This window comes from Litorimonas sp. RW-G-Af-16 (assembly GCF_048319245.1).
Lineage (GTDB): Bacteria > Pseudomonadota > Alphaproteobacteria > Caulobacterales > Maricaulaceae > Litorimonas.
Map to the genome: position 1 here is coordinate 183,515 of NZ_CP166993.1, position 24,115 is coordinate 207,629.

Annotated in this window: 21 protein-coding genes and 1 pseudogene; 11 read left to right on the forward strand and 11 right to left on the reverse strand. The window is 54.4% G+C overall.

The window, feature by feature from the left end; genetic code table 11:
* Positions 1–2: 2 nt before the first annotated feature.
* The 4 genes from AB8615_RS00815 to AB8615_RS00830 are packed head-to-tail and all read right to left on the reverse strand — an operon-like array spanning position 3 to position 2,863.
* Positions 3–419 (reverse strand): PaaI family thioesterase, encoded by a 417-nt coding sequence (locus AB8615_RS00815; RefSeq protein ID WP_409433058.1) that lies wholly within the window; start codon positions 417–419, stop codon positions 3–5.
* Positions 416–889, reverse strand: a complete 474-nt coding sequence (locus AB8615_RS00820) for a PaaI family thioesterase (protein WP_409433059.1) — start codon at positions 887–889, stop codon at positions 416–418. Before AB8615_RS00820 ends, AB8615_RS00815 begins: the two co-directional genes overlap by 4 nt.
* 35 nt (positions 890–924) lie before the next feature.
* Positions 925–2,064 carry a serine hydrolase domain-containing protein gene (locus AB8615_RS00825; RefSeq protein WP_409433060.1) on the reverse strand — a complete coding sequence of 380 codons (1,140 nt, stop codon included), beginning with the start codon at positions 2,062–2,064 and terminating at the stop codon, positions 925–927.
* Positions 2,057–2,863 (reverse strand): bifunctional hydroxymethylpyrimidine kinase/phosphomethylpyrimidine kinase, encoded by an 807-nt coding sequence (locus tag AB8615_RS00830; RefSeq protein WP_409433061.1) that lies wholly within the window; start codon positions 2,861–2,863, stop codon positions 2,057–2,059. The genes AB8615_RS00825 and AB8615_RS00830 overlap by 8 nt, the downstream gene beginning before the upstream one ends.
* A 66-nt stretch (positions 2,864–2,929) precedes the next feature.
* Here AB8615_RS00830 and arsC point away from each other — a divergent pair, with 66 nt between their 5' ends.
* From arsC to AB8615_RS00850, 4 genes are all read left to right on the forward strand, one after another.
* Entirely contained in the window at positions 2,930–3,286 is a 357-nt protein-coding gene (gene arsC / locus AB8615_RS00835; protein WP_409433062.1) for an arsenate reductase (glutaredoxin), read from the forward strand.
* A gap of 111 nt (positions 3,287–3,397) precedes the next feature.
* Positions 3,398–4,792, forward strand: a complete 1,395-nt coding sequence (locus tag AB8615_RS00840) for a hypothetical protein (RefSeq protein WP_409433063.1) — start codon at positions 3,398–3,400, stop codon at positions 4,790–4,792.
* 107 nt (positions 4,793–4,899) lie between these two features.
* On the forward strand, positions 4,900–6,237 hold the full coding sequence (locus AB8615_RS00845; RefSeq protein ID WP_409433064.1) for a hypothetical protein: 1,338 nt from the start codon (positions 4,900–4,902) through the stop codon (positions 6,235–6,237).
* Between the two features lie 179 nt (positions 6,238–6,416).
* Positions 6,417–7,268, forward strand: coding sequence for a hypothetical protein (locus tag AB8615_RS00850; RefSeq protein WP_409433065.1), 852 nt, complete (start codon positions 6,417–6,419; stop codon positions 7,266–7,268).
* A 30-nt stretch (positions 7,269–7,298) separates the two neighbouring features.
* Here AB8615_RS00850 and AB8615_RS00855 read toward each other — a convergent pair whose 3' ends face one another.
* Together AB8615_RS00855 and AB8615_RS00860 are read right to left on the reverse strand one after the other, a co-directional pair.
* Complete coding sequence (locus AB8615_RS00855; protein WP_409433066.1) at positions 7,299–9,242, reverse strand: DUF885 domain-containing protein; 1,944 nt, start codon at positions 9,240–9,242, stop codon at positions 7,299–7,301.
* Between the two features lie 87 nt (positions 9,243–9,329).
* Positions 9,330–9,602 (reverse strand): 4a-hydroxytetrahydrobiopterin dehydratase, encoded by a 273-nt coding sequence (locus AB8615_RS00860; RefSeq protein WP_409433067.1) that lies wholly within the window; start codon positions 9,600–9,602, stop codon positions 9,330–9,332.
* Between the two features lie 307 nt (positions 9,603–9,909).
* On the opposite strand from AB8615_RS00860, the gene AB8615_RS00865 reads away from it, so the two are divergent.
* The 3 genes from AB8615_RS00865 to AB8615_RS00875 all read left to right on the forward strand — a co-directional run bounded on the left by AB8615_RS00865 (position 9,910) and on the right by AB8615_RS00875 (position 11,475).
* Positions 9,910–10,239, forward strand: a complete 330-nt coding sequence (locus tag AB8615_RS00865; protein WP_409433068.1) for a VanZ family protein — start codon at positions 9,910–9,912, stop codon at positions 10,237–10,239.
* A 73-nt stretch (positions 10,240–10,312) separates the two neighbouring features.
* Entirely contained in the window at positions 10,313–10,933 is a 621-nt protein-coding gene (locus tag AB8615_RS00870) for a hypothetical protein (protein ID WP_418152513.1), read from the forward strand.
* Positions 10,819–11,475, forward strand: coding sequence for a hypothetical protein (locus AB8615_RS00875; RefSeq protein WP_418152514.1), 657 nt, complete (start codon positions 10,819–10,821; stop codon positions 11,473–11,475). The genes AB8615_RS00870 and AB8615_RS00875 overlap by 115 nt, the downstream gene beginning before the upstream one ends.
* An 80-nt stretch (positions 11,476–11,555) precedes the next feature.
* On the opposite strand, the pseudogene AB8615_RS00880 reads toward AB8615_RS00875, so the two are convergent.
* Positions 11,556–13,047, reverse strand: a pseudogene (locus AB8615_RS00880) (alanine/glycine:cation symporter family protein).
* A gap of 151 nt (positions 13,048–13,198) precedes the next feature.
* Between AB8615_RS00880 and AB8615_RS00885 the strand changes: the two are divergent.
* Positions 13,199–14,386, forward strand: a complete 1,188-nt coding sequence (locus AB8615_RS00885; RefSeq protein WP_409433070.1) for an aromatic amino acid transaminase — start codon at positions 13,199–13,201, stop codon at positions 14,384–14,386.
* Between the two features lie 2 nt (positions 14,387–14,388).
* Here the strand turns inward: AB8615_RS00885 and AB8615_RS00890 are convergent, their stop codons facing one another.
* Genes AB8615_RS00890 through AB8615_RS00900 form a run of 3 tightly spaced genes read right to left on the reverse strand, consistent with a single transcriptional unit; the run spans position 14,389 to position 16,341 of the window.
* Positions 14,389–14,709, reverse strand: coding sequence for a hypothetical protein (locus AB8615_RS00890; RefSeq protein ID WP_418152515.1), 321 nt, complete (start codon positions 14,707–14,709; stop codon positions 14,389–14,391).
* On the reverse strand, positions 14,706–15,536 hold the full coding sequence (mtgA, locus tag AB8615_RS00895; RefSeq protein ID WP_418152516.1) for a monofunctional biosynthetic peptidoglycan transglycosylase: 831 nt from the start codon (positions 15,534–15,536) through the stop codon (positions 14,706–14,708). Before mtgA ends, AB8615_RS00890 begins: the two co-directional genes overlap by 4 nt.
* Positions 15,529–16,341, reverse strand: a complete 813-nt coding sequence (locus tag AB8615_RS00900; protein WP_418152517.1) for a PPK2 family polyphosphate kinase — start codon at positions 16,339–16,341, stop codon at positions 15,529–15,531. Before AB8615_RS00900 ends, mtgA begins: the two co-directional genes overlap by 8 nt.
* Positions 16,342–16,419: 78 nt before the next feature.
* Here AB8615_RS00900 and AB8615_RS00905 point away from each other — a divergent pair, with 78 nt between their 5' ends.
* Positions 16,420–17,085: a YceI family protein gene (locus tag AB8615_RS00905; RefSeq protein WP_418152518.1), complete on the forward strand. Its 666-nt coding sequence runs from the start codon at positions 16,420–16,422 to the stop codon at positions 17,083–17,085.
* Positions 17,086–17,179: 94 nt separating this feature from the next.
* Entirely contained in the window at positions 17,180–18,529 is a 1,350-nt protein-coding gene (locus AB8615_RS00910; protein ID WP_409433074.1) for a TadE/TadG family type IV pilus assembly protein, read from the forward strand.
* Between the two features lie 4 nt (positions 18,530–18,533).
* On the opposite strand, the gene AB8615_RS00915 is transcribed toward AB8615_RS00910, so the two are convergent.
* Complete coding sequence (locus AB8615_RS00915; RefSeq protein ID WP_418152519.1) at positions 18,534–20,345, reverse strand: ABC-F family ATP-binding cassette domain-containing protein; 1,812 nt, start codon at positions 20,343–20,345, stop codon at positions 18,534–18,536.
* A gap of 239 nt (positions 20,346–20,584) precedes the next feature.
* On the opposite strand from AB8615_RS00915, the gene AB8615_RS00920 reads away from it, so the two are divergent.
* Positions 20,585–24,115: a mechanosensitive ion channel domain-containing protein gene (locus tag AB8615_RS00920; protein ID WP_409433076.1), complete on the forward strand. Its 3,531-nt coding sequence runs from the start codon at positions 20,585–20,587 to the stop codon at positions 24,113–24,115.

Below are 24,115 nucleotides of genomic sequence, written 5' to 3' on the forward strand. Positions count from 1 at the left end.
GATTATGCGTCGCGTTTCGCCGTCAGGTAATGGCCATGCATCGTGGCGATTGGTTTGTCATAATCATCTTGCCACGCGCGAACACGGACATTGGCAACGCGGGCGCCCTGTTTAAAGACGATGGCGCGGGCATAGGTATCCTTGGGATGACCGCGCCGCAGATAATCAACATTAATCCCGATGGGCTTGGGCAGGGCGCTAGACTGAGTCGTGAAAATCAACTCCGCAATCGCGGCGATTTCCATCAGGCCGCTAATCCCGCCGCCGTGCAAGGCGGGCAGAGTGGCATTGCCAACATTGCTATCCTTATACGGCATTTTCAGCGTCAGCTCTTTGCCGATCAGCACGCCTTCTACGCCCAAAACAGTGGCGTAGGGAATACGTTTGAGAAGTGTCTGCATGGCGGGTTGGTCAATCATGATGACGCTTTCACAGTTTTATCGATCACGCGCTTATCGACGCCCGTTGCCATAAAGGTCGCTTGGCACATCGCGACCGGGTCATTTTCGTCGCCGTCATGGGCCGTCGCCCGCAGGAAAGCGACGTGCTTGGTCGCCTTGTAACAATGGGCCTGCGCAATGATCGTCGCGCCAGGTTTCGCCGCGCGGAGATAATCAATGGAGAGGTTAAGCGTAGCCACCATGGACGGTTCATCAAATCCCGCGACTGCGGCCAATCCGCAAGCTTGATCAATCAATGTCGTGACCGCGCCGCCGTGGATGACGCGCGTATCAGGATCGCCAATCAGGGCGGCGTTATAGGGCAGGCTCATTGTGGCTCTACCTTTGTCAACGGCGACAAATTTAATTCCGAGTTCTTTGGAGTGCGGCGTGGCCTCCACCATGATGGGGCCAAGCTCCCACAGTTTTTCTATAAAATCATGTTCCATGTTGCAGCTTTATGCGGGGCGTTTGGGAAACACAATCACAAAGCGCTTGCGTAAGTTGCCGCCATCAGCGCCACCGCCCGCGGATCACCCAGCAGGCTATTGTCTTGGCGGTTCATAACGTAAGCGCCGTGTAATCCTGTCTTGGGGTCGGCAAACACACATGACCCGCCCCAACCGCTATGGCCGAGCGTGTCAGGGTTCGGGCCGTAAAAATAGTTCGGATCATTGCGCATAATGCCTGCGGCGAAATCCAACGTGAAGGGCAGGACCAGGTTCTCGCCCTTTATCCGCGATTGTGATAGCGTCGCCAGCGTGTCCTCAGATAACACAGCGCGATCCGCTATGCCGCCGTCCACTGCGATCTGCATCAGCCTTGCGAGGCCTTTCGCTGTGGCTTGACAGTTAGAACCTGCAAATTCTGCCGAGAGCCAGTCCGCCTGCGAACGCCCGCCCGCCGCAGAGCCTGGCATCAGAAATGCCGCTTTGGTGGCGGGATTAAGGTCTCCGAGGTTGGCGAGCTTTTTGGGTTTGATCATTGTCGTAACGCGGTGATGCTCCGCTTCTGGCAAGCCGATCCAGACATCTGCGCCGCTGGGTTCCGCCAACTCTTCGCGCAAGATACGGCCCAGCGTGCGTAATTCCTGATCCGTGCGCCGCGCGATCTCGCCAGCCAAGATGCCATAAGTTGTGGGGTGGTAGCCACAGGCCGTGCCGGGCGCCCAAATCGGCTCTTGGGCGGCCAATTCAGCGCAAACCTTGTCCCAATCATACCAGTCTTCGGGCGTCCAATCGGGATTGGTGATGCCTGACAGGCCGGCTTGGTGGGACATAAATTGCGCGACTGTCAGATCGCCCTTGCCATGATTGTCCATTTCTGGCCAGATCGTGCGGATGGGCTGCTCATAGCCGAGGCGATCCTCTTCGGCGAGCCACGCAATGACCAAGGCGGCCATTGCTTTACCCGAGGAGTAGACGGAGAAGAGCGTGTCGGGCGCAACAGGTTCGTCTTTGCGGCGATCTGACCATCCCGCGCAGAGATCGACTAAAACTTCGCCTTCTCGCATCAGGCAGAATTGTGCGCCGTGTTCGTCGTGCTGCTCGAAATTGGCTAACATCGTCTCGCGGACAGCCTCAAAGCCAGGCGCGACATGGCCGCTGATTGGGATATTAGTCATCAGATGTGTCGTCCTTCAGGTCGTGTGTCGCGAGAGGAAAGGGAGTGACCCAAGCCTCTTGCGTGCGGATCAGGGGTAATTCACCCGCATCATATTTATTGGCGGCTTCCATAATTTTGAAAACCCCTGCAACGGCTTGCCCCATGGCGGTCACTGCGTCCTTGCCGTTCAGCGAGTGTCCGAGGAATAGCCCCGCAAGTGCGTCTCCGCCGCCATGCGGCACCGCATCAAATTTGGGATGGCTGACCTGCATGTTCAAATTCTGCCCGATATATTGTGCTCCAATCGCTTCGCCGACTTCGACTGATGTTATGAGGACGTTGCAGCTTATCTTCGCGCCGATCTGTTTCGTCATATATTCCCATTCCCACTGGTTGGGCGTGATAATGTCGGCCAGCGGCAGCAGGGTTTCCGCGATCAACTGCGCGCGGGCTTCGGGAATATAAAGACGCCCGTGATCGCCCATGACGGGGTCGACTAATATCATAGCGTCTGGATTGGCCGCTTTGACGTCGCGAATGACCTCTGCCGCAAACAGGATATGCGCTGTGTCGCCCATATAGCCTGATAGCACAGCGTCGATTTGAATGTTTTGATCTTTAATAGCGGCCCACATCTCCGCCAGTGTCTCGACATCAGTCGCGCCGCCGCCAGGATGGCCCCAGCCAGGGTGTCGCCCCATCAGCGTGGTTGGCAGAATAATCGCGTCATGCCCCAAACGACGCAAGCAGAATGCGCTGGCCGTGGCCCCGACCCGGCTGGCCGCGACAAATGATGATATGACGAGAACTGTTTTCATGGTAATTGTCTTCCCCGCTCTCTCCTGACTATAAGTCGGCTAGACATCAAACGTGAAGAGGTCAACATGGCACATTCAATCCTGACAATTTGGCACAATCCGCGCTGCTCTAAATCACGGCAGACTTTGCAGTTGATTGAGGCGGCTGATCGCCCCGTCACCATTCGTCGTTATCTGGAAGATAGCCCGAGCAGTGGGGAAATTGCTGAGATTTTAACGCAGATGGACGTGTCTGACCCGCGCCAGATCATGCGCACGGGCGAACGAGTTTATAAAGAAATGAACCTCTCCAAGGTCACAGACACAGCAGAATTGATCGCCGCCATGGCGTTGCATCCTATCCTGATAGAGCGCCCGATTGTCAGCGACGGAACGCGCGCGATCATGGGCCGCCCGCCGGAAAGTGTTAACAAACTCTTGTAATTCCAGCCAATTTTTTTGATCTCATAAACCCTCTGTTAAGCAAAACACGCCAAAGCCTTATTAACCATAACGGAATGTGTCTGGCATTTCGAAAGTTTTTGAGGGATCGCTATGCGTTTAGTTGCTTGTGCATTGTCAGCCGTGTTGCTGTCTGGCTGCTCTTGGCTGGGCAATATAACGGGAAATTCGCACCAAGGCGCGAATAAGTCTCATCAAAGCTATAAATACGGAGCCCAAAAATACGGGGCGCAACAATACGGTCAACAGGCGCAGCGTGGTGCGAACCCGTGTGAAATTCCTGCGCCGAACTATCCAATCCCGCGCGGCTGCGATCCAGCGTCTGTCACAATCGGCACAGGCGCACCTTTTGCTCAAGGCCCTGCACAAGGTCATCCTGGCGGCTTTGCGCAGCAACCCCAATTCGGTGCAGCCCCGCAATATGCTGACGCCAATTACGGCTCACATGCAGGTGACGCCTACGCCCATGCAGGGCAACGCGGACAACGCGCGCCAAAATTACGCAAGCCAAAATGGCGCGGACAGCTGAGCCTCGGCGGAGAAAAAAGCAATTCTGGCAATCTTCTAGATTACGCCACAGTCGGCACGATGGTTGATACGAATGGCAATCCGTTTGATCCTGTCGCAGGCTATAATCCGCAGACTTATAACGGCCAAACACAGACAGGCGTAACCGTTGACGGCACGCTCGTCACCACGACTTATACAGCCAACGAACGCAACCCTGTTGGCCCAAATAGCCAAGCCGCTGGCACAGGGATTTACACGCCATTTGGATATGACGAAGTCAACAGACCTGACATCTCTTTTGACGATGCCCATTCGACCCCTGCGAAAATCGCATTGGGTGGTGAGTATATTCTCAACAATCGCACAACATTATTTGGTAGCGTAGGATATGCTCACGCCGAGGGTGAACACGGCGAGACAGCCTCTATTAACGGCACGCTCTACCGCGATGTTAGTCAGCAAAGCTATGACGCCGCTGGCGCACCTATTGGTGCCCCCGTCAGTAATGTAACCTTCTTGCCAAATCAGCAACTCGCTTCATTTGAATATGATTTCACAGATATGCGCCGCTATGACCTAGAAGTAGGTGCGCGTCAGTATTTCAATCCGATCTACCGCGATGGGGCTGTGAAAACTATCACACCTTTCGTCGGCGCATCTGTCGGCGCGTCACATGTGAACGAAGTCAGCTTTGACGTGACGCAGCGCCAGACAATTTATGATCGCGTTATGAACGGCGAGACAGAAAATCTGACTTATGAGGTCGTCGGGCCACAAACAACGGTTCAGCTTTACGAAAGCCAGTGGTTACCCACGGGCCAAGTCAGCGCGGGACTTGATTGGCAAGTCACACCTAAAACTTCACTCGCCGTTGAAACGGGCCTGCGCGTTGAAGGCGCTCGGGAATATGCCAATGGCGAAAAAGGGGACACGAACATCACAGTCCCATTCACTCTAAGGGGCAGCTACAACTTTTAGCTAAAAACTTAGGAAACTTAAGGTTTTGTTTCCGATTTGAAAACGCTTTCTTAAACATAAGCTGTTTTAAATCAGGACAACGGAACGAACACAGAGGGAGGCCCATCATGCGGCTTGCAGTTTGCGCACTATCAGCGGTTTTATTGTCAGGATGTTCTTGGCTTGGGTCAGGCGGTCACGGAGGCGGATACGGTTCCGCAGGTGGTGCCTACGGAGCAGGATGTGCACCAGCACAAGCTGCCTACGGTCAACAGGGTTATGGCTATAATGCCGGCGGCGCAGGATGCGTTGGCGCTCACGGCGCTCATGGCGCAGGTTACGGCCTACAAGGCGCTGGACTTGGTCAAGCAGGCTACGGCCAAGCTGGATATGGTCAAGCAGGTTACGGCCAGGCTGGCTACGGCATGCAGGGCGCGGCTTATGGTCAACAAGGATTTGGTCAAGGTGCAGCAGGCTACGGCATGCAAGGTGCAGGTTACGGTCAACAAGCTGGCTTTGGCCAAGCAGGTTATGGCCAGGCAGGATACGGACAAGCAGGCTACGGCCAAGCGGGTTACGGTCAAAATGTAACAACGCTCGGCGGCGCGGCTCCTTTCGGTCAAGCGGTGAATTACGGCGCCAATGCTTACGGCTCTAACGTCGTCGGAACACAGTTCGCGAATGGTCAATATGTTAACGGCGCGGCCGTACAGACAGTCCAAGGCGCACCAATCTACGTCAATCAACCTTACCCAGCCTATTACGGCGTGCCCGCTCTTCGCGGCGCAAGTGTCGGTGCAGCGATGCCATTTGGCCTCGAACTCGGTGCAGGCACAGACTTTGACATTGGCGGTGATGTCTTCACAGCCAAGGATCCCGGTCTTGCCTTCGGCAGCACAACGGTTAACTCTGGCGGTTCAGATGGTATCAGCTACGGCGATGCTTTCGGTCAGTCTAAATCAATCGGCGGCACATTGGGCTACGATATTTCACGTAACACAACCCTTCTGGGCGGCGTGAACTACTCTATGGCCAACGGTCAAACAGCTGAGGCTTATAACTCAGTTGACGCTCGCACACCGGGCACGCTTGAGGACATTGATGCAACATTCTCTGATCTGGATGTTCTGACAATCGAAGGCGGTGTTCGCCAATATGTCGGCAATAACCCAGTCCTTCGCCCCTATGTCGGTGCAACAGCAGGTTTCGCCCACAATAATGGTGTCGATATTCAGCGCACATATTCATCAGACGGCGCAAATTATGACGTCGAGCCTTTCGAATATATCGAATCTGGTTGGAACCCAACAGCTGCAGCTGTCCTGGGTGCCGAAATGGCCGTGGGTGCACGCTCAGCCATCGGGATCGAGTCGGGTGTGCGTTGGAACGACAAAATGGATACAGCTGGCGAGTCACAAGACCGTTGGTCAATCCCAGTCAAGCTACGCGGACGCGTCGCCTTCTAAACCCAATATTTACCATGACTTCAAAAAGCCCGGCCTTCGTGTCGGGCTTTTTCATATTTGTTAGAGCCTTACCCTTATAGCCCTCCCTCACTGAACTGGCCTGCACATTGCATCGTGCTTGACCACAACTTCGAGCGGATCGGTAATTGTGCCAATCCGACACAAACAGGGATAAAACCATGCGTTATCTATTACTCGGCGCGGCGGCGATTGCTCTTTCAGGCTGCTCATTCTTGGGTTTGGGCGGACACAGCGACTACGCGCAATATAATGCCAATACAGGCTATCACGGCACACACAGCCAGACACAGGTCGCTACAAATCGCGGCGGTTGTCAGACAGGACAGTGCTTGGCGCGTTGGAATATCGAAGGCGGCATTGGCCCGTCATTTGTTGCGGGCGGTACAGCCGTCACCGCTGACAACACACACTCGCTGCCCAATACTGCGATCAACGAGATTAAGATGAAAGACGTCTATGACACGGGCTGGCGCGCAGAACTTGGCGGATCATACGCCCTGTCGCCAAACCGCAAAGTCACAGCGATGGGCTTTATCGACGAAGCTGATTCTGCTGGCCCACAAAATTGGGGCACAGTGAACGGACAGCAACTCACAGGCGCTCTGTCAGATTATAACAGCTACGGCGCTGAAATCGGACTGCGTCAGTATTTTGCCCCGCGCAACGGCATCATCCTGAAATCAGTGCGTCCATACGTCGAAGGGCGTCTCGGCGCGACACACGTTGACGACATTCGTATTCAAGACACGCAACTCGGCGGCGCAGTTTTCTCTGCTGCAGATGTGCCGTTCTACGAAAGTGGATGGGCAGGATCAGCGGCTGGCTTGGTCGGTGTTGAAACACCGATTGCGCGCTATGCGACGATCGGTTTGGAAACAGGTGTGCGCTACACGCAAGGCCCGAAATCAGACAATTCTGCGATTGCCGCAGACTCGCCATTGGCAGGATCAAATAACGGCGCATCTCGCACAACTATTCCTGTGATGCTGCGCGGTCGTTACCGCTTTTAATCAAAGGCGATTCTGGTCAGCGGGGGGTATCTACGGATTACCGCCGCTCCCAGAATTTGTCGTTGTTCCGTCCTTAGAAACGCCGTCATTGGGGGGTGGTTGCATTTTCAGGGACTTAGAAACCGCGCTATTACGCGCGGTTTTTTTTGTCTCGAAAATATAACGATCAATCTTCTCTTCTAAGATGCCCAGTGGAATACCGCCATTAAGCAAGACCGCATCGTGAAATTTACGAATATTGAAATCCTCGCCCAATTCCCGCTTTGACTTTTCACGTAGTTCGAGGATTTTTAGCTCACCAACTTTGTAAGCCAGCGCTTGCCCGGGCCAGCTAATATAGCGCTCCACCTCAGTCTTGATATTATGCTCGGCCAGCGCGGAATTTTCAAAGAAACATGCCTCCGCCTGATCGCGCGTCCAGCCTTTCCAATGCAGACCCGTATCGACCACCAAACGGCAAGCGCGCCACATTTCATAGGTCAGCTGCCCGAACTTCTCATAAGGCGTTTTATAGAGCCCCATTTCGTCGACCAGTTTTTCTGAATACAGTCCCCAACCTTCGCCAAACGCATTGGGATAAAGCGATTGTCGGAAATTCGGGACATCTTTTAATTCTTGGCTTAGCGAGATTTGGTGGTGATGACCCGGCACACCTTCATGCGCGGTCAACGCAGGCAGGTTATAGAGCGGGCGCTCTTTGAGGTTATAGGTATTGACCATGTAATTACCCGCGCGGTGCTGCTCTGGACTACCGCCCCAATACCGACCCGTTGTGTAATTCGGCGCAATCTCGTCAGGGACTTTCATCACCCCGTAAGACAGGCGCGGCAGGGTGTGAAAAAACTCTGGCATCCGCCCATCGATCTGCTTGGCAAGCCACGACGCCCGCATCATCAACTCATCTTCGGACTTGGCGTAGAATTGCGGATCGGTGCGCAGGAAGTCGAGGAATTCGGCAAAGCTACCTTTGAATTTCACCTCTTTGATAATCTTATCCATTTCGCTACGGATACGGGCGACTTCGGATAGGCCCAATGCGTGAACCTCGTCCGGCGTCATGTCCAGCGTTGTGAAATAGCGGACAAGCGCCCGGTAATAAGCGCGGCCTTCCTCTGTCGAGCCGATCCCAGGTGTTGGGCGGGCTTTTGGTATATATTCGGTTTCGAAAAATTTATGCAGATCGCGATAGGCGGGCAGAACCGCCGTATTAATCGCTGCTTTGCCGAGGGCTGCCAGCCGCGATTGATCCCGCGCGCTGATCGTGTCGGGGAATTTTGTGAAAGGCTGGTAGAAGCTATGCTTATCCGCAGGCCCATCGGACAGGGCTTTCACCATGTCGGCAATGCCAGGCATGATTTCCGCGCTCGCCGTCATATTCGTTTTGATCCCGCGGCGCATATTGTCTTTGTGCTGAGAGAAATAGCGCGGCAGCTGTGTCAGGCGCGCGGCATAAGCTTCGTAATCATCAACGGTCTCAAACGCTGTCTGGCGCGAGATATAAGAGAGCGAGTTGAAAAACCCACTATCATTGGTGAACGGAATCCGCGCTTCGTCAAATGGCGAAAGGCGCTGGCGTTGCGTCAGGACGAAGCCGAGCAGATCGTAATTCAGGCGCTGTTCTTCCGACATGGGACGAGCGGCGAGGGAGGCATGCCGCGCGAGAAAATCTGTCGTGACATTTTGCCCAGCCGTCACAGCTTCCAAGCTGACGTCAGGGAGCTTGCGAAGCGCTTCACGGTCGCCATTATCGCCCGCCTTGATTGGATCGCCCGTAATCTCGGATGCTTCAAAATCGGCGATCAACGAGTCGAGCGTATCTGTGACGCGGCATTGCGGCACATCGTCGATAATAATGATCGTGCCGTTGCGGCAGAAATTAGGATCAAATTGGGCTGGCTTGGATTGCGCATGTGCCGCGCTAGCGCTAGCCGCCATCAGGCTGGCAGAGAGTAGGAGGGTTGATAGCTTCGTCATATTGGGCCTTTGCCGAATTTTCTAAGTCTTTACGCCTGTTGGGCGAGTGGGGGCAAGGGGGAAGCGCGGCGTTCGCGCCCGCAATGGCTAGCCCGCCGCGTTTTCCATCGCTTCGGCTAATTTTACGTCTTTTTCGGTCACGCCGCCCGCATCATGGGTCGTCAGCGTCACGTCTACACGGTTGTAAACATTATACCATTCGGGGTGATGGTCCATTTTATCCGCGACAATTGCGATCCGCGTCATAAAGCCAAACGCCTCTGCAAAGTCAGAGAACTTGAAGACTTTGGTGATGAAATCATCGCCACCTGTCCACCCATCAAGGTTAGCGGCAACGTCTTTGGGGTTTAAAGTTTCCATAATCTGATCTCAACCTGTGTGATTTTTGCCACGCTTTACAATTATCGCGGGCTATCGTTCTTGATTCAGCCCGCCGTTCATTTGGGGGCCACAAAGCTGCCACATTTGGGCAGTGTTTTGTTAACCATACGGGAACTGACCTTCACATGTCTAGGATGAAGCGTCATATCGGAGATTAAATAAGGTGGGCGAGACATGCCAGTGATAAGGTCACGCAAAGCCCTTAATTTCGTCATAGCCTTGCCTTTCGGAATGGCTAATACAGTAAAATATGACGTTATTCTCTCCCGATTCTTGGTCGCCACATATGCGGCACTTATTCAAGGGGCTCAGCCTTGGGTGCATAGCACTCATCGTTTGGCAGTCACTCTTACCTGCGGGAGCAGGGGGCAGTCTGCCCCATATCGACAAAGTCATGCACTTGCTGGTTTACGGCGTGCTGGCGGCCACACTCCGATTGGCGTGGTGGCAGATATGGGGCGGCTTTATTCTTCTGTTTTGCGCCGCGCTCGGCACAGGTCTGGAATTTGCGCAGGGCGCAATGGCATTGGGGCGACAAGCCTCGATCTTCGACGGGATCGCCAATATTTTCGGCGCTGTGCTGGCTTTGCTCATGCTGCAGCGCTGGCGGTCCTGACACCGCTCTCAATCTCGACACCGCTCTCTGGCTCAATACACGCTCCATCACTTCATTTCGAAAGGAGTTCGTCATGACACGATCTCGCCTTGTCTCTTTATTGGCTGTTTTGGCCACGAGTGCATTCACCACGACAGCTATGGCTGGGCCGTCCCAATTACCGTCGCTTGTGCCTGCCAACCCTAATGCGGGGGAATGTTACGCCCGAGTGAAAATTCCCGCTCAATACACAACTTCCCGCGAGGCCTATGTCAGCGACCAAGCGCACACCCAACTGCAAGTCAGGCAAGCGCGTCTGCAAGCCCGTCAAGAGGCCGTGATGACAAAGGATGCGCATACGCGTTACCACATACGGCAGCCGCGCTTTCAAACGGTGACAGATCAAATTTTGGTGCGCCCCGCCTATGACAAGCTCTCCGTGACGCCGCCGCAGTTTCAAACGATACAGGAGAATATCCAGACCTCAGCGCCAACTCTGGTCTGGAAAAAGGGAACCCAGCTGCGTTGCGCGCGCAGGGATACCGTATTCATTCAACCGCGCAAAGCGGCGGTTATGGCGCCAATGTGGGGGGCAGTGATATGGCTGCCTTTTACGGTGCGGGACTTGGCGGGCAGCGATGTGGAGAGGGCTGTGAGATTTGGTGTTTGGTCGAAGAACCGGGCGAGAGCCGTTCGATCACCCGCCGAGTCATGAGCAACCCTGGCGGCGTTCAGCGCACGCCTGTGCCCGCCAAGTTCCAAACGATCACCAAGCAAAAGCTCGCAGATCCAGGCGGTGTAGAAGAGATCTTCGTGCCTGCTGAGTTCCGCACGGTCACGGTGGAAGACATCGTTGAGCCCGCCCGCGTTAGCGAAGTGCCAGTGCCCGATAGCTACGCCACCGTGGAAACGCGGCAGATGGTTTCACCCGAACGCTATGAATGGCGGCGTGTTTTATGTGCGCCGGGCACGGGCAATTTTGGCACAGAAAATTTTGGCACAGGCAATTTTGACACAAGTAATTTGGACACGGGCAGCGGTCAGTCTGGGCAGCATAGCCAAAGCCATTATAGCGCACCAACTTACAGCTCACATACGCAGTCACAATATTCAGGCCAGAACGCGACTCACAATACTTACTCCGAAGGCACGCAATATAATTATCAGTCAGGCTATTACGGCACGGACAATTATCCCGCCTATCAACGCACCCCTCGCGCACCCCTCGCGCACCCTATCATACGCGGCGATAAGTGACGCAAATTAATTAACCCATTAAAAAACCCGCCTTCTGATAAAACAGAGAGCGGGTTTTTTTATTTAATTAATTATCGGGACTAACGCCCATCAGGCCCGGGCGGCATGTCGTCTTGATCAATCAGACCGTCGCTTGCGATTTTATCTTTATCAAAATATTCACGCGCCAGTTTGAACACAACGGGCGATAGCACGATCAGTGCGATCAAGTTCGGCGCCGCCATCAGGCCCGTCAAACTATCCGCGATGAGCCAGAACGTATTGACCACCAGATTATCTTCGCCTGTTTCAAATGACATCGCGAATGTGCTGGCAAAGACGGCCGCAATCCACGCGACGCGGAAAAACGGAATGGATTTTTCCTTGAAGATAAAGGCCGCGCACCGCTCGCCGTAATAACTCCAACCAATGATTGTGGTGAAGGCAAAGATACACAGACAGATGGTGACGATGTCTGCGCCGAACCCGACGAGTGTTGAGTCAAATGCCGCCGCTGTCAGCGGCACACCCGTCTCGCAGCCCACAGGCGTGGTGCCAGATTCGAGGATGGACAAGATACCCGGTGATGCCAGACAATCAGCGGATACCACGCCGGACGTCAAAATGACGAGCGCCGTGATCGTGCAGATAATCAGCGTATCAATGATCGTGCCGAGCATAGCGATGATGCCTTGATTGACGGGATCATTATTTTGCGCTGCCGCATGGGCGATAGGGGCAGAGCCTTGGCCCGCCTCGTTCGAGAACAGCCCGCGCGCGACACCCTTTTGCATGGCGAGCATCATCAGCCCGATTGTGATGCCTGTGCCTGCGCCTTGGAGGCCGAATGCGCCTTCAAAGATCAACCCAAAAGCGGCGGGCACGGCTGTGACATTCGCGGCAATCACGATCAAAGCTGCAGATAAATAAATCACAGCCATGAACGGTACGAGCTTTGACGCGACCGCACCAATGCGCTTGATTCCGCCAAAAATCACACCCGCCACAAGCAGTGACAAGATCACCGCGACGATGCGCGGATCGAAATTATATTCACTCTTCAGGGCATCCGCGATGGAGTTTGCTTGCACCGCATTGCCTGTCGAAAGCGAGCCGATAATGCCAAATAACGCGAAGGCGACCGCGAGCCACATCCATTTCGGGCCGAGGCCGTTTTTAATATAATACATTGGGCCGCCGACACGATTGCCATTGGCGTCAATCTCGCGGTAGCGCACGGCCAGCACGCCTTCGCCGAATTTCGTCGCCGTACCGAGGATCGCGGTGACCCACATCCAGAAAACCGCGCCCGGGCCACCAATCGCGATCGCTGCTGCTACCCCTGCGATATTGCCTGTGCCGACGGTTGAGGACAGCGCCGTCATCAGCGCCGCAAAGGGCGAAACATCGCCTTCGAGCCGCATCCCCGCCGCGCTTCTTAAACAGCTGACGGAAGCCATACCCAATTTTCGTCAGCGAAATAAACCGCAAGCCCACGGTCAAGAAGAACCCCACACCCAAGAGCAGCACCATCATAGGCGGCCCCCACACGAAGTTGTTCAGCGCCTCCATCAATGTATTGAAAGTTTCCATGTGATCCCCGATCAGCCGATTTGAATTTTGGCGACCATAAGAGGTGCAATGCCCCTCGCCAAGACGAAAATCTGGATTTCTGCGCTTCCAATCGCGCTGCACTTGCGGTAGCTGATAGCTCGATAATTTGCTCAAAAAAGAGACTTTGCTCATGTTTGAATATCTCACGCCGCAGCCCAATGATGCGATCATGGCTTTGATGGAAGCTTGCAAGGCCGACCCTAATCCTAAGAAAATCGATCTCGGCGTGGGGGTCTATAAAGACGCGGCGGGCTCCACCACAATTATGCGGGCGGTCAAAAAAGCGGAAGAGCTGTGGTGGCATGAGGAGCAAACAAAAACTTATGTTGGCACAGTCGGCAATGCAGAGTTCCGCCGCCTCATGCTGGATATGATGCTTGGCGAAAATAATCCCGTCTTGGCGCGGACGGCATCTGCGCAAGCGGCAGGTGGATCGGGCGCGCTGCGCATCGGTGCGGAGATCATTAAGTCCGCTGCGCCAGATGCCACGGTTTGGGTCAGCCGTCCAACATGGGCTAACCACATTCCGTTGATCAGTTCCGCAGGCCTCAAAATCGATGACTATCCTTATTACAACCGCGAAACGCTCGGCGTAGATTTCGACGATATGCTTCACCATTTAGAGCAACATGCCAAGGCGGGCGATGTTGTCTTGCTGCATGGGTGTTGCCACAATCCAACAGGCGCTGACCTCTCGCCCGAAGAATGGGACCGTTTGGCCGTCTTCCTGACGGAGCAATCGCTGACGCCTTACATCGATCTGGCCTATTTCGGTCTGGGTCGCGGGATGGTTGAGGACACTTACGGCCTGCGTAAAATTCTGGCCGTGTGTCCCGAAGCGATTTTGGCGGCGAGTTGCTCGAAAAACTTCGCGCTTTACCGCGAGCGGGTCGGGCTTGTGGCCGTTATCTGTAAGGACGAGGACACGGCCAAGATCGCGCAAAGCCAGCTTGGCTCTATCCAGCGTAAAATTATTTCCATGCCACCCGATCACGGCGCCGCTTTGGTCGCGCGAATTTTGGGCGATGCTGATTTGCGCAAAATGTGGGTTGAAGAATTAGACGAAATGCGCAACCGCATGCTGGGCCTACGGCAGCTTTTGTCAGAGGCTCTAGATGTCCAAGGCGGCGAAGTCATGGCGGCGGCGGTGAAGGATCAAAACGGCATGTTCTCGACATTACCAATCTCCAAAGCCCAAGCGGAGAAGCTGCGCTCAGATTACTCGATCTATCTCACCAATTCAGGCCGCATCAATATTGCCGGCACCAATACCAGCAATATCCCCCGCTTCGCTGAAGCGCTGTTGGCAGTGTTGTAGCCCTAAAACTCAGGCTTAGGATCGCCTTCGCGTTCGGTTCCAATGTCATTGGGAATATCGGTTGGCGGAGCAGGATCTATAACCTCTTGTGGGATGGGATTTGGTGCGTCGGGCGTCACGTCTTGCGGAATGTCTGGTGTCGGCTTGGGCGTTTCGCGCGGCGGTCTTTTCGGGTCTGTCATATTTTCGCTATCCTGTGATGTCGGCGCATTTTTTATGGCGTCGAGACTCGTCTCTGCCTGAGATAATATGTCTTCGAGCGTCGAAGGTTGCACGGGCGCGCTCACGGCGGGGGGATTGTCTTCCGCGGAAGGCTCTGTCATTTGGTCTTCTTGCGGATCATTTTGCGCGTCATCTGGCGCAGTATTTTTGGGCTCTGCGTCAGCAGGGGGCTGACTTTTGCAGGTGGATGAGTGCGTGTGGGCACGGCACTCACTCCCGTCACGCAATTCGCATAACCACTATTGCGTATCACCGTCATGCGGCTTTGCAGCGTGCTGGCACGACCGCTGACAAATTCGCTCGGCGGATCGATGCGCCATTTATTCGGGCTCGGTAAGACAGCCGCGAGGAGAGCAGCTTCGCGGCGGGTCAGGTCTTTGGCGGGCTTGCCAAACCTTATCTGCGCGGCTTGCTCGATCCCAAAAATACCGTCACCCCATTCGGCGACGTTAAGGTAAACTTCCATCACGCGGCTCTTGCCCCACGTCACATCTATCAGCGTTGCAAACCACGCCTCCACCGCTTTGCGAATGTAACCGCCACCATTCCACAGGAAGACATTCTTCGCGGTTTGTTGCGTGATCGTCGAGCCACCGCGTTTGCGCCCACCTGATTGATTGTCTTCAATAGCGGTCTCAATCGCCGCCCAATCGATCCCGCGATGTTCGCAGAAACGTCCGTCTTCGCCCGCCATGACGGCTTCGATGATATAGGGCGACATGTCTTCTAGGTTCACCCATTCACGCCGCACATCCTCCCCCGCCCAGCCACGTTGCATCATCAAAAATGTCTGCGGCGGATTGATAAAGCGGAGCGCGACCGCGTTGAGATGGACAGCCATCCCGATGAATATAAGTGTCTTCATCGCGCGCCAAAGCCAGCGCCGCTTTACGGGCTTTTTTGCGCCTGTCTCGTCCGTATTAGTCAATGACGAAATCCCCAGGGCGGTAGCCCGGATCAGGATATTCGGGCGCCATTTTCTCCAATGTCTCTCTGACAATGCCAGAGATGATCGCCCCGCGCGTGCTGCGGCTGTCGGACGGAATGACATACCACGGCGCATGATCCGTGCTTGTGCGCTGCACCATAGTCTCATAGGCGTCCATAAAGTCGGGCCAGAGCTTGCGGTCTTCGAGGTCGCCCGGGTTAAATTTCCAGCGTTTGCGCGGCACGTCCAGACGATCTTGCAAGCGCTCGCCTTGCGTCTCCTTGGAAATATGGAGCATGAATTTTAGCACAGTCATACCCGTTTCCGTCAGCATCCTTTCAAAGTCATTGATCTGCGCATAGCGCTCTTCAATCGTTTTCGCTGAGGCAAATTCGCGGACTTTGACAACCAATACGTCTTCATAATGGCTGCGATTAAAGACTGTGATCTGCCCTTTGCGAGGGCAGACATTGTGGATACGCCACAGGAAATCATGGGACAGTTCGATCTTGGACGGAGCTTTGAACGCGGCGACATTGACGTTGAGCGGCGGCGTGCGGTGGAAGATCGCAGACGTTGTCCCGTCCTTTCCGCTCGTATCCATGCCTTGTAACACGATCAACATGCTGCGGTTTGCCTCGCCGTAAAGTTGGTGCGCCAAGGGGGCAATCGCTTTGGCGTTGTCTTTGATGACGTCCTTGGCAGCAGACTTATCGGCGTAAATATCCACACGCGTTGGGCAGTCTGCTAGGGCAAACCCTGTCGCGTCACTGACAAGAAATTCACTTTTCGGATGGTAGGTCATGGGCTAGCCTTTCGTCGCGGCAAGCGTTTTGATGCGCTGCGCCGTATGGAGTTCACACACTGTCTATCAGAGGTCAAAATGCGCGTCATGAAAAGTTTTATTATAGTTGGGACAGCGTTAGGCTTGCTGGCGTGTGGGGCGCAAACATCGGCGAATGAGAGCGCCACAGATATGGCAGCAATGCCTGCGAGCGCGGCAGCCGCGACGGCAACAACGCCAGCCTCAGCAAAACGCTCAGCAGAGCGCAATGGGAATTGGTTGGTCAACCCGCGCGAGAGTCACATTCGATTCTCGGCTGAACAAGAAGGCAAAACATTTGAGGGCGAGTTCAAACAATTCTTTGCGGTGATAAATTTCTACCCTAATGACCTGCCTAATTCCTCTGTCGAAGTTACCGTGCCGATTGCATCTATTGAAGCGGGCAGCACGGACCGCAATTCGACTGTGCCGGGCAAAGTTTGGTTCTCAACCAAAAAATTTCCACAAGCCATGTTCAAAAGTAACGACATCACGCAAACCGCAGAAGGTGCCTATTTGGCCAAAGGCACGCTGTCCATGAAAGGCATTGAGAAGCCATTTGATTTACCGTTTGCACTGGACATGAGCAACGGCGCTTTGATGACGTCCCAAGTTACATTGGACCGCACAAATTGGACTGTTGGAGAAGCGCCGTGGGACACGGATGAATGGGTCAGCCGCGCGGTCAAACTCGACATTCAAGTCACGGCCAGTAATCCGAATTAGGTAAACACTGTCGCGGAAGTCTAGCTGTAATTTTTTTTGTTTGTTAACCACCTTGTTTTGCAACCGCGTAAGATTTTCGCGCTAAGATTGTCCTATGGGACTGGGATGCAACTCTTTAATTAATTTGGCGAGCCGCTTTGCGCGGGACACGTCGGGACATATCGGCACGCTCTTTGCGCTGCTTGCGATCCCGCTCATGCTCGCCATGAGCTTCGCCCTGGATTATGGCAATGCCGAGCGAGAACGCGAACAGATGAAGGCGGCATTAGACGCGGCGGTCATCGCGGCCATCAACAAAAACAATCTAAAACCTTCTGAGCGAGAAAAATTTGCGGAAGCATATTTTACTGACAATTATCAAACTGATGAAGACATTAAACTCACGTCCACATCGACAGATAGCCGTGTGGATTTAATCGCCAATAGCGTATCTCCCGTCACATTAGGCCGCGCCATTGGCACGGAGAATATGAAAATTAGCGCCCACAGCGCCGCTGAAATTGCGTCTGAAAATACAATCTGCGTTCTGGCCTTGGCGCCAAAGGGCAACGGGATTACATTTCGCGGCAGCTTGAGATTTAACGCTCCGACGTGCTCGGTTCAATCAAACTCCACGGACTCATCTGCTATTTCCAGCACGGCGTCAAATGCGCCCGTATCCAAGTCATTCTGCGCGGCAGGCGGCGTGAAAGGTGACTATGAACCTTACGGCAAAGGCGATTGCGAGACGATTGAAGACCCCTATATTAACGTGCCGTCCGCGCCGATTGGCGCGTGTGATCTCGGTACAGGTGGATCAGGCGATGGTTCGCCTGGCGGATCATTTGAACTGCGGACGACTTTTGCGAGTGTTGGCCTAGGCCTTGACGGGGGCGGTCGTTCACTGAATCGCACGGGCAGCAATGTCACCATGCCGCCTGGTACATATTGTGGCGGCCTGACGATTGACGGTAGAAACGTCACATTCCTGCCTGGCGACTACGTCATGTTGGACGGCCCGCTGACGCTCACCAACGGTGCGGAAGCGACAGGCGATGGCGTGACATTTAGTTTTGAGGGCGATCAAAGCACATTGCTGATCGAAGAAGGCGCAAGCGCCAATCTCAAAGCCCCATCTTCAGGCCCGCGGGCGGGATTGGCCTTTATGCAAGGCAGTGGGCGGTTCGGGCCAGGCAATCGAAAAATGCCTGAAGGCATGAACTTCGTGCGAAGCGGCGGGTCGTTAAAGGTGACGGGCACGCTTTACTTCCCAACACAAGTGATCAATGTACAGGGCAACGGCACGAATATCGGAGCTAATGCGCCTGCAACCTCCTTCATCGGCTATCAAGTCAATTTCAGAGGTGCGGGTGATGCGCGCGTCAATATTGCCGTGGATCACGTGGCGGCGGGCCTTCCGCCTATTTTACCTCGGGCCGCAGACGGCGCTCGTTTGGTCAAATAATTAATTATTTGGCGCTCTCGCGCATCTCTTCAAGTTCCAGCCATTCTTCTTCATATGCCGACAATTCATTCTGCGCTGTTGTTAGCGCGTCTGTCGTCGCCATGAAACCGTCTGGATCGCGATTGTAAAATTCGACATCGGCCATTTTTTCTTCCAGCGATGCGATTTTTGCTTCAACCGCTGCCATGTCTTTGGGCAGTTGTTCGAGGCGGAATTTATGTTTGAAGGATAGCTTGCCGCCAGATTTTGGCCCAGAGGCTGCCGGGGCATCGGGTTTGGACTGGTTTGGTTTTTTCTTGGAAGATCGCACCGTCTTGGCCTGAACGCCCTTACCGCGCTGACGCACCATATCGGTATATCCGCCCGCAAATAACTCCCAATCACCGGGGGATTTAAAGGCAAGAGTGCGTGTCACAATACGGTCCAGAAAATCCCGATCATGGGAGACGATGATCACTGTGCCTGCATAATCCGCGACGATCTCTTGCAACAAATCCAGCGTTTCCAAATCCAGATCATTGGTCGGTTCGTCCAGCACGAGCAGGTTTGACGGGAGCCGGAACCCCCGCGCGAGTTGCAGCCGCGCCCGCTCGCCGCCTGATAGCACATGAATGGGCGTGCGCACTTGTTCGGGCAGGAAGAGGTAATCTTTCATATAGCGCTGCACATGGACCGACGCATCACCGACAATCACCGTATCGCCACCCCCATCGGTCAGCGCTTCGCCGAGATTCCAGTCGGGGTTTAGCGCTTCACGTTTCTGATCAATGATCAGCGGTTCGAGATTTTGGCCCAGATCGATTGTGCCGCTATCCGCCTCCATCTGTCCCATCATCATTTTGAGCAAGGTGGTTTTGCCTGAGCCGTTTGGCCCGACCAACCCAATGCGCTCGCCGCGCGTGATCCGCAGGCTAAGGTCGTCCACAATCCGCTGCTCGCCAAAGGCTTTCGCGACATGTTTCATTTCCACCACGCGCTTGCCCGAGGTCTTGCCTTCGGTCACGGAGACGTTCGCATTGCCTTGGACGCCTTGATGGTCTTTGAGCTGTTTTCGCAGCGAGCCAAGATCTTTGAGGCGTTTCACATTACGCTTGCGGCGGCCTGATACGCCGTGAACGACCCAGTGTTGTTCCCGGCTGATTTGCCGCGCGAGCTTGTGCTGATCCAATTCTTCTTGCTCCAGCATCTCGTCGCGCCAATCTTCGAACTTAGCGAAGCTTTGGTCGAGCACACGCGTTGTTCCGCGATCCATCCACACCGTCTTGCGCGAGAGGTTTTCCAGAAAGCGCCTATCATGGGAGATCAAAACAATCGCAGAGTTTAGGCGCGACAACTCGTTTTCCAGCCACTCAATCGCGGGTAAATCCAAATGGTTGGTCGGTTCGTCCAGCAGCAAAATATCAGGGGAGGGCGCGAGCGCCCGTGCCAAGGCGGCCCGCCGCGATTCGCCGCCGCTCATCACGCTTGTATCTTCTTGGCCAGTCAGGCCGAGGGCATCGAGCAAATACGGGATACGCACCCCGTCATCTGCGCCGACAAGCCCGTCGCGAATATAATCTTCGCTGGTTTTAAATTGTGTCAAGTCGGGGTTCTGATGGAGATAGCGCCATGACGTGCCGGGCTTTACAAATCGTTCGCCCGCATCCGCCTCGACCAGCCCCGCTGCGATCTTTAGCAAGGTCGATTTGCCAGAGCCGTTACGCCCCACAAGACAAATGCGGTCGCCTTCATAGACAGACAATTCCGCCGATTTCAGTAGCGGCGTACTGCCAAATGTCAGAGCGATGTCGCGGAGTGTTAAAAGAGGTGGAGCCATAGCGGCTCGCTATAACGCGTTTGAAAAAAATACGAACAAAACTTACCGTGCGGCGTATGTAAGTTGCGTCCAAGCTATTGCTCCTCCTAGGGCGCCGTTCGACCTTCAGGGACGAGGAGATAGTAAAGGCATTCCCACAGGTCACTCTTTTTAGCGAGCGAAAGCCGCCTTACTGAATTATAAACACCTCTTGCGTCGTTTTTTATTGCAAGCTCGCGCAATAGCGGCAGTATTGGGCCATGGCACAAAAGTGGGCACATCAAACATATCAGCAGGCTGCAAATCCCCGACCCGCCTTGGCGGCTTGGCTTGTCGCTGTACTGTTAGCCGTCTTGTTTATCTTATCGACGCCGCAATTTGCTGTTGCGCAAGACAGCGTGGTCACGCCCCCGCCTTTCACCGAAAAAATGCTACAAGCCCGTCTCGAGTCTGTTGCCGTTGATAGTGACCTGACCGAGGAGCAAAAAGCGCAGGCCAAGACTGCGCTAGAACTGGCGATTTCGCGACTATCTGACTCGCAAGAATTAGAGAGCCAGCGAGCGCAATATCAGGGTGATCTGGAAAACGGCACTGCGAATATCGCCCGCGTGAATGAGCAAATTAAAGAACAACGTGCTTTGCTCGCGCAACCCCCTGTCCCTTTAGGCGAGATGATTGGCGAGGCGGCGCTTTACAAATTGGAGCAACAACTGCTGCAGAAAGAAAGCGCCCTACGCGCGCTGCAAGCTGAAGCGGAAGGCTATACGAGCAGTCTGCAAAGACTTTCTGCCCGCCAATCCGTTATTCCTGGCGAATTAAATGAAGCGCGGACTAAGCTGTCTGAAATCACAGCCTCCCTTGCCGACACGGCTGATAGCAATCTCGACACGGTAGCAGCGGCTCGGAACCGCGCCTTGCGGGCGCGTCAATATTACAGACAAGTGCAGACCGCAGCTTTGGAGGCGGAACTCGCCAGCCTGCCGCAACGCCAAGAATTAGTGACAGCGCGGCGAGCGCTGACAAATCTCCGCGCCGAGCTTGTCTCTCGCGATGTGCGGGCCTTGCAAGAACAAACAGGCCAGCGCCGCGTGAAAGAAGCTGTCCTAATCGAGCAGCAAACTATGGCGGCCTTAGATGAACTTCTCTCGACCCATCCTGCGGTAACAGCGATCGCTGAAGAAAATCTCGAACTCGCACGGCAAATCAAAACCATCGCAGAGCGAGAAACGCTTGTGTCGAAAGAAACCGCCAGCGCGAGAGGCTTGCAAGCCTATGTGGCCGATGACGTAACGGCGGCCAAGGAGTTGGTGTCATCTGGCAGCTTGGACCGTGAAGCGGGGGCGACCTTGCGGCGGTTGGAAAACCAATTTAGCGCCCCGCGCGAAATTAAATCGAACATCGAACAAACGCGGCAATACCGCACCGATGCGACGCGCCAGCGTATTGTCGCTCAAGAGGCGCTGCGTGATCTCCCCCTTGGTCAGCTTGACCCTGTGAAGATACAAAGAGCGGTCAGAGACGAATTTGCCACGGCGCCGCCGCTGACCATGGAAGACTTTGCGGAGATACAAATCCTTTTGGATCAGCAACGTGACTTGCTCCGTCAAGTCGCACAAGCCGCCTCTAGCCGCATCAATCACCTCTCGGAATTGCAAGGTGTTCAGGAGGCGCTGCTGTCAGAAACAGAGGAGCTGCAAGCCCTTCTCAGCGAAAATTTATTATGGGTGCCAAGCGTGCCTGCGATCAGCCTGTCTTGGCCTGCCGAAGTGGTGAAGGGTGCATTTGAAGTCGTCTCGCCGTCACACCTTTCAACGATAGCGGTCGTGGCACTGGAGCAAGTGAGGGCGTTTTGGCCGTTTCTGCTGGCGTTCGGTTTGCTGATATTTGCCTTGATCCGCGTGCGTCCGCGCCTGTGGGATGATATATTGCGGCGGAGCGAAGACGTTGGGCGGGTCACTGTCGATAGTGCGTGGCACACGCCGAGCGTGGCGGTGAGCGGCCTTCTGATGGCCTTGCCATTTCCCCTGATATTTTTGGTCATCGCGTTCATGTTTGAATTAAGCGACAGCCCCGAACCGATTATTGAAGGGATATCAGACGGGTTTCTAAACCTCGCCATCTTCGCTTTCATTTTGATCACGTGGCGCGTCTGGGATCGGGACAAGTCTTTATTCGCTGCGCACTTTAAATTACCGCGCTCTATCCGCCATGCTGTTAATCGCAATTTGCGGTGGTTACTGCCAGTGTTAGGCGTGGCAATTTTATTTTCTGGCATCGCAGGGAGCTTGTCTTCCCAGACCGTTGCCGAAGGTTTTAACCTCTTCATCTTCATCGTGATCGCGGTCAGCTTGGCTGTGTTCGGCTTCCGTGTGCTATGGTCAAAGCGGGATCAGTGGGCGCAATATTTGGCAACCGATAGTTTTCTAACGCGTCACCGCAATGCGATTTCAGTTCTCGTGATTGGCGCTCCGTCCATTGTCGCTGTGCTGGCAGCGGCCGGATATTTGGAAAGCGCAGGCGCTCTGCTGGAGCGGTTATTCCTATCGGGCGTGCTTTTGCTGATCGCCTATGTTGCCTACGGCATCGTCAAGCGGGCAATTACTGTCGCCCAACGTCAAATTAAATATCGCCAAGCGATTGAACGCCGCGACGCAGCCTTGAAAGCGCGTGAGGAAAAAGCAGAAGCCGAGGAACGCGGCGAGGACATGCCGACGCCCGCGCCTGTCGATACGACTGAGATCGATATTTCCACAATCACGCGGCAATCCTCTCAACTGCTGAGTTTGATCATTGCGATTGGCATTGCGGCTTTCTTCTGGATGATCTGGTCTGATTTATTGCCAGCTTTGACCTTCTTTGATGGCTTTGAAGTTTGGGATTTCGACACAGGGAAACTTCGCGAAGACGGGCAGCCGCTCATGCAGTCGGTCACAGTGTGGAGCATTATTCAATCACTTGTGATCATCATTTTAACGGTCACCGCCGCGCGTAATTTGCCAGGATTTTTAGAAGTCTTTGTCCTCAACCGTATGGGGGTCGATGCGGGCACACGTTACGCTATGGTGACTGTGTTGGGCTACGTCATTATTGGTGTTGGCGTTATCGTGTCGCTTGACCGTCTTGGTTTGCAATGGTCGCAACTGAAATGGATCGCGACGGGTCTGTCTGTGGGTATTGGTTTAGGTCTGCAAAAGATCATTGCGAACTTTGTGTCAGGTTTGATTATCTTGTTTGAACGGCCCGTGCGGATTGGTGATTACGTCACAATTGGCGAGCAGAGCGGGACGGTGTCGCGTATTCAAATCCGCGCGACGACCCTCGCCGATTTAGATAATCGAGAAATCTTGATCCCGAACGAAGCCTTAATTTCAGAGCGCGTTACGAACTGGACCTTGTCTAGCTCTATCACGCGCTTGATCGTGCCAGTCGGTATTGCTTATGGTTCTGACACCGATGCCGCGCGCGATCTGATGTATGAGACACTGAAGGTTATTCCGAAAGTGTTGGATAATCCGCCGCCGCAAGTCCTATTTGTAGGCTTTGGCGATAGCTCGCTCGACTTTGAACTGCGCGTTTTCTTACGCAACTTTGAGGACCGCGTGCCGATGCGCCATACGATCCATACAGAGATTAACCGCGCCTTGGCCAATGCGGGCGTCACCATTCCGTTCCCGCAAAGCGATCTGCATATTGTGTCGCAGACAGGCCCGCTGGAGATTTCGTCCAAACCTGCATCCAAACAAAAAGCGAAGCCAAAAGCAAAACCCAAAGCTCCGCCAAAGTCGACCTAG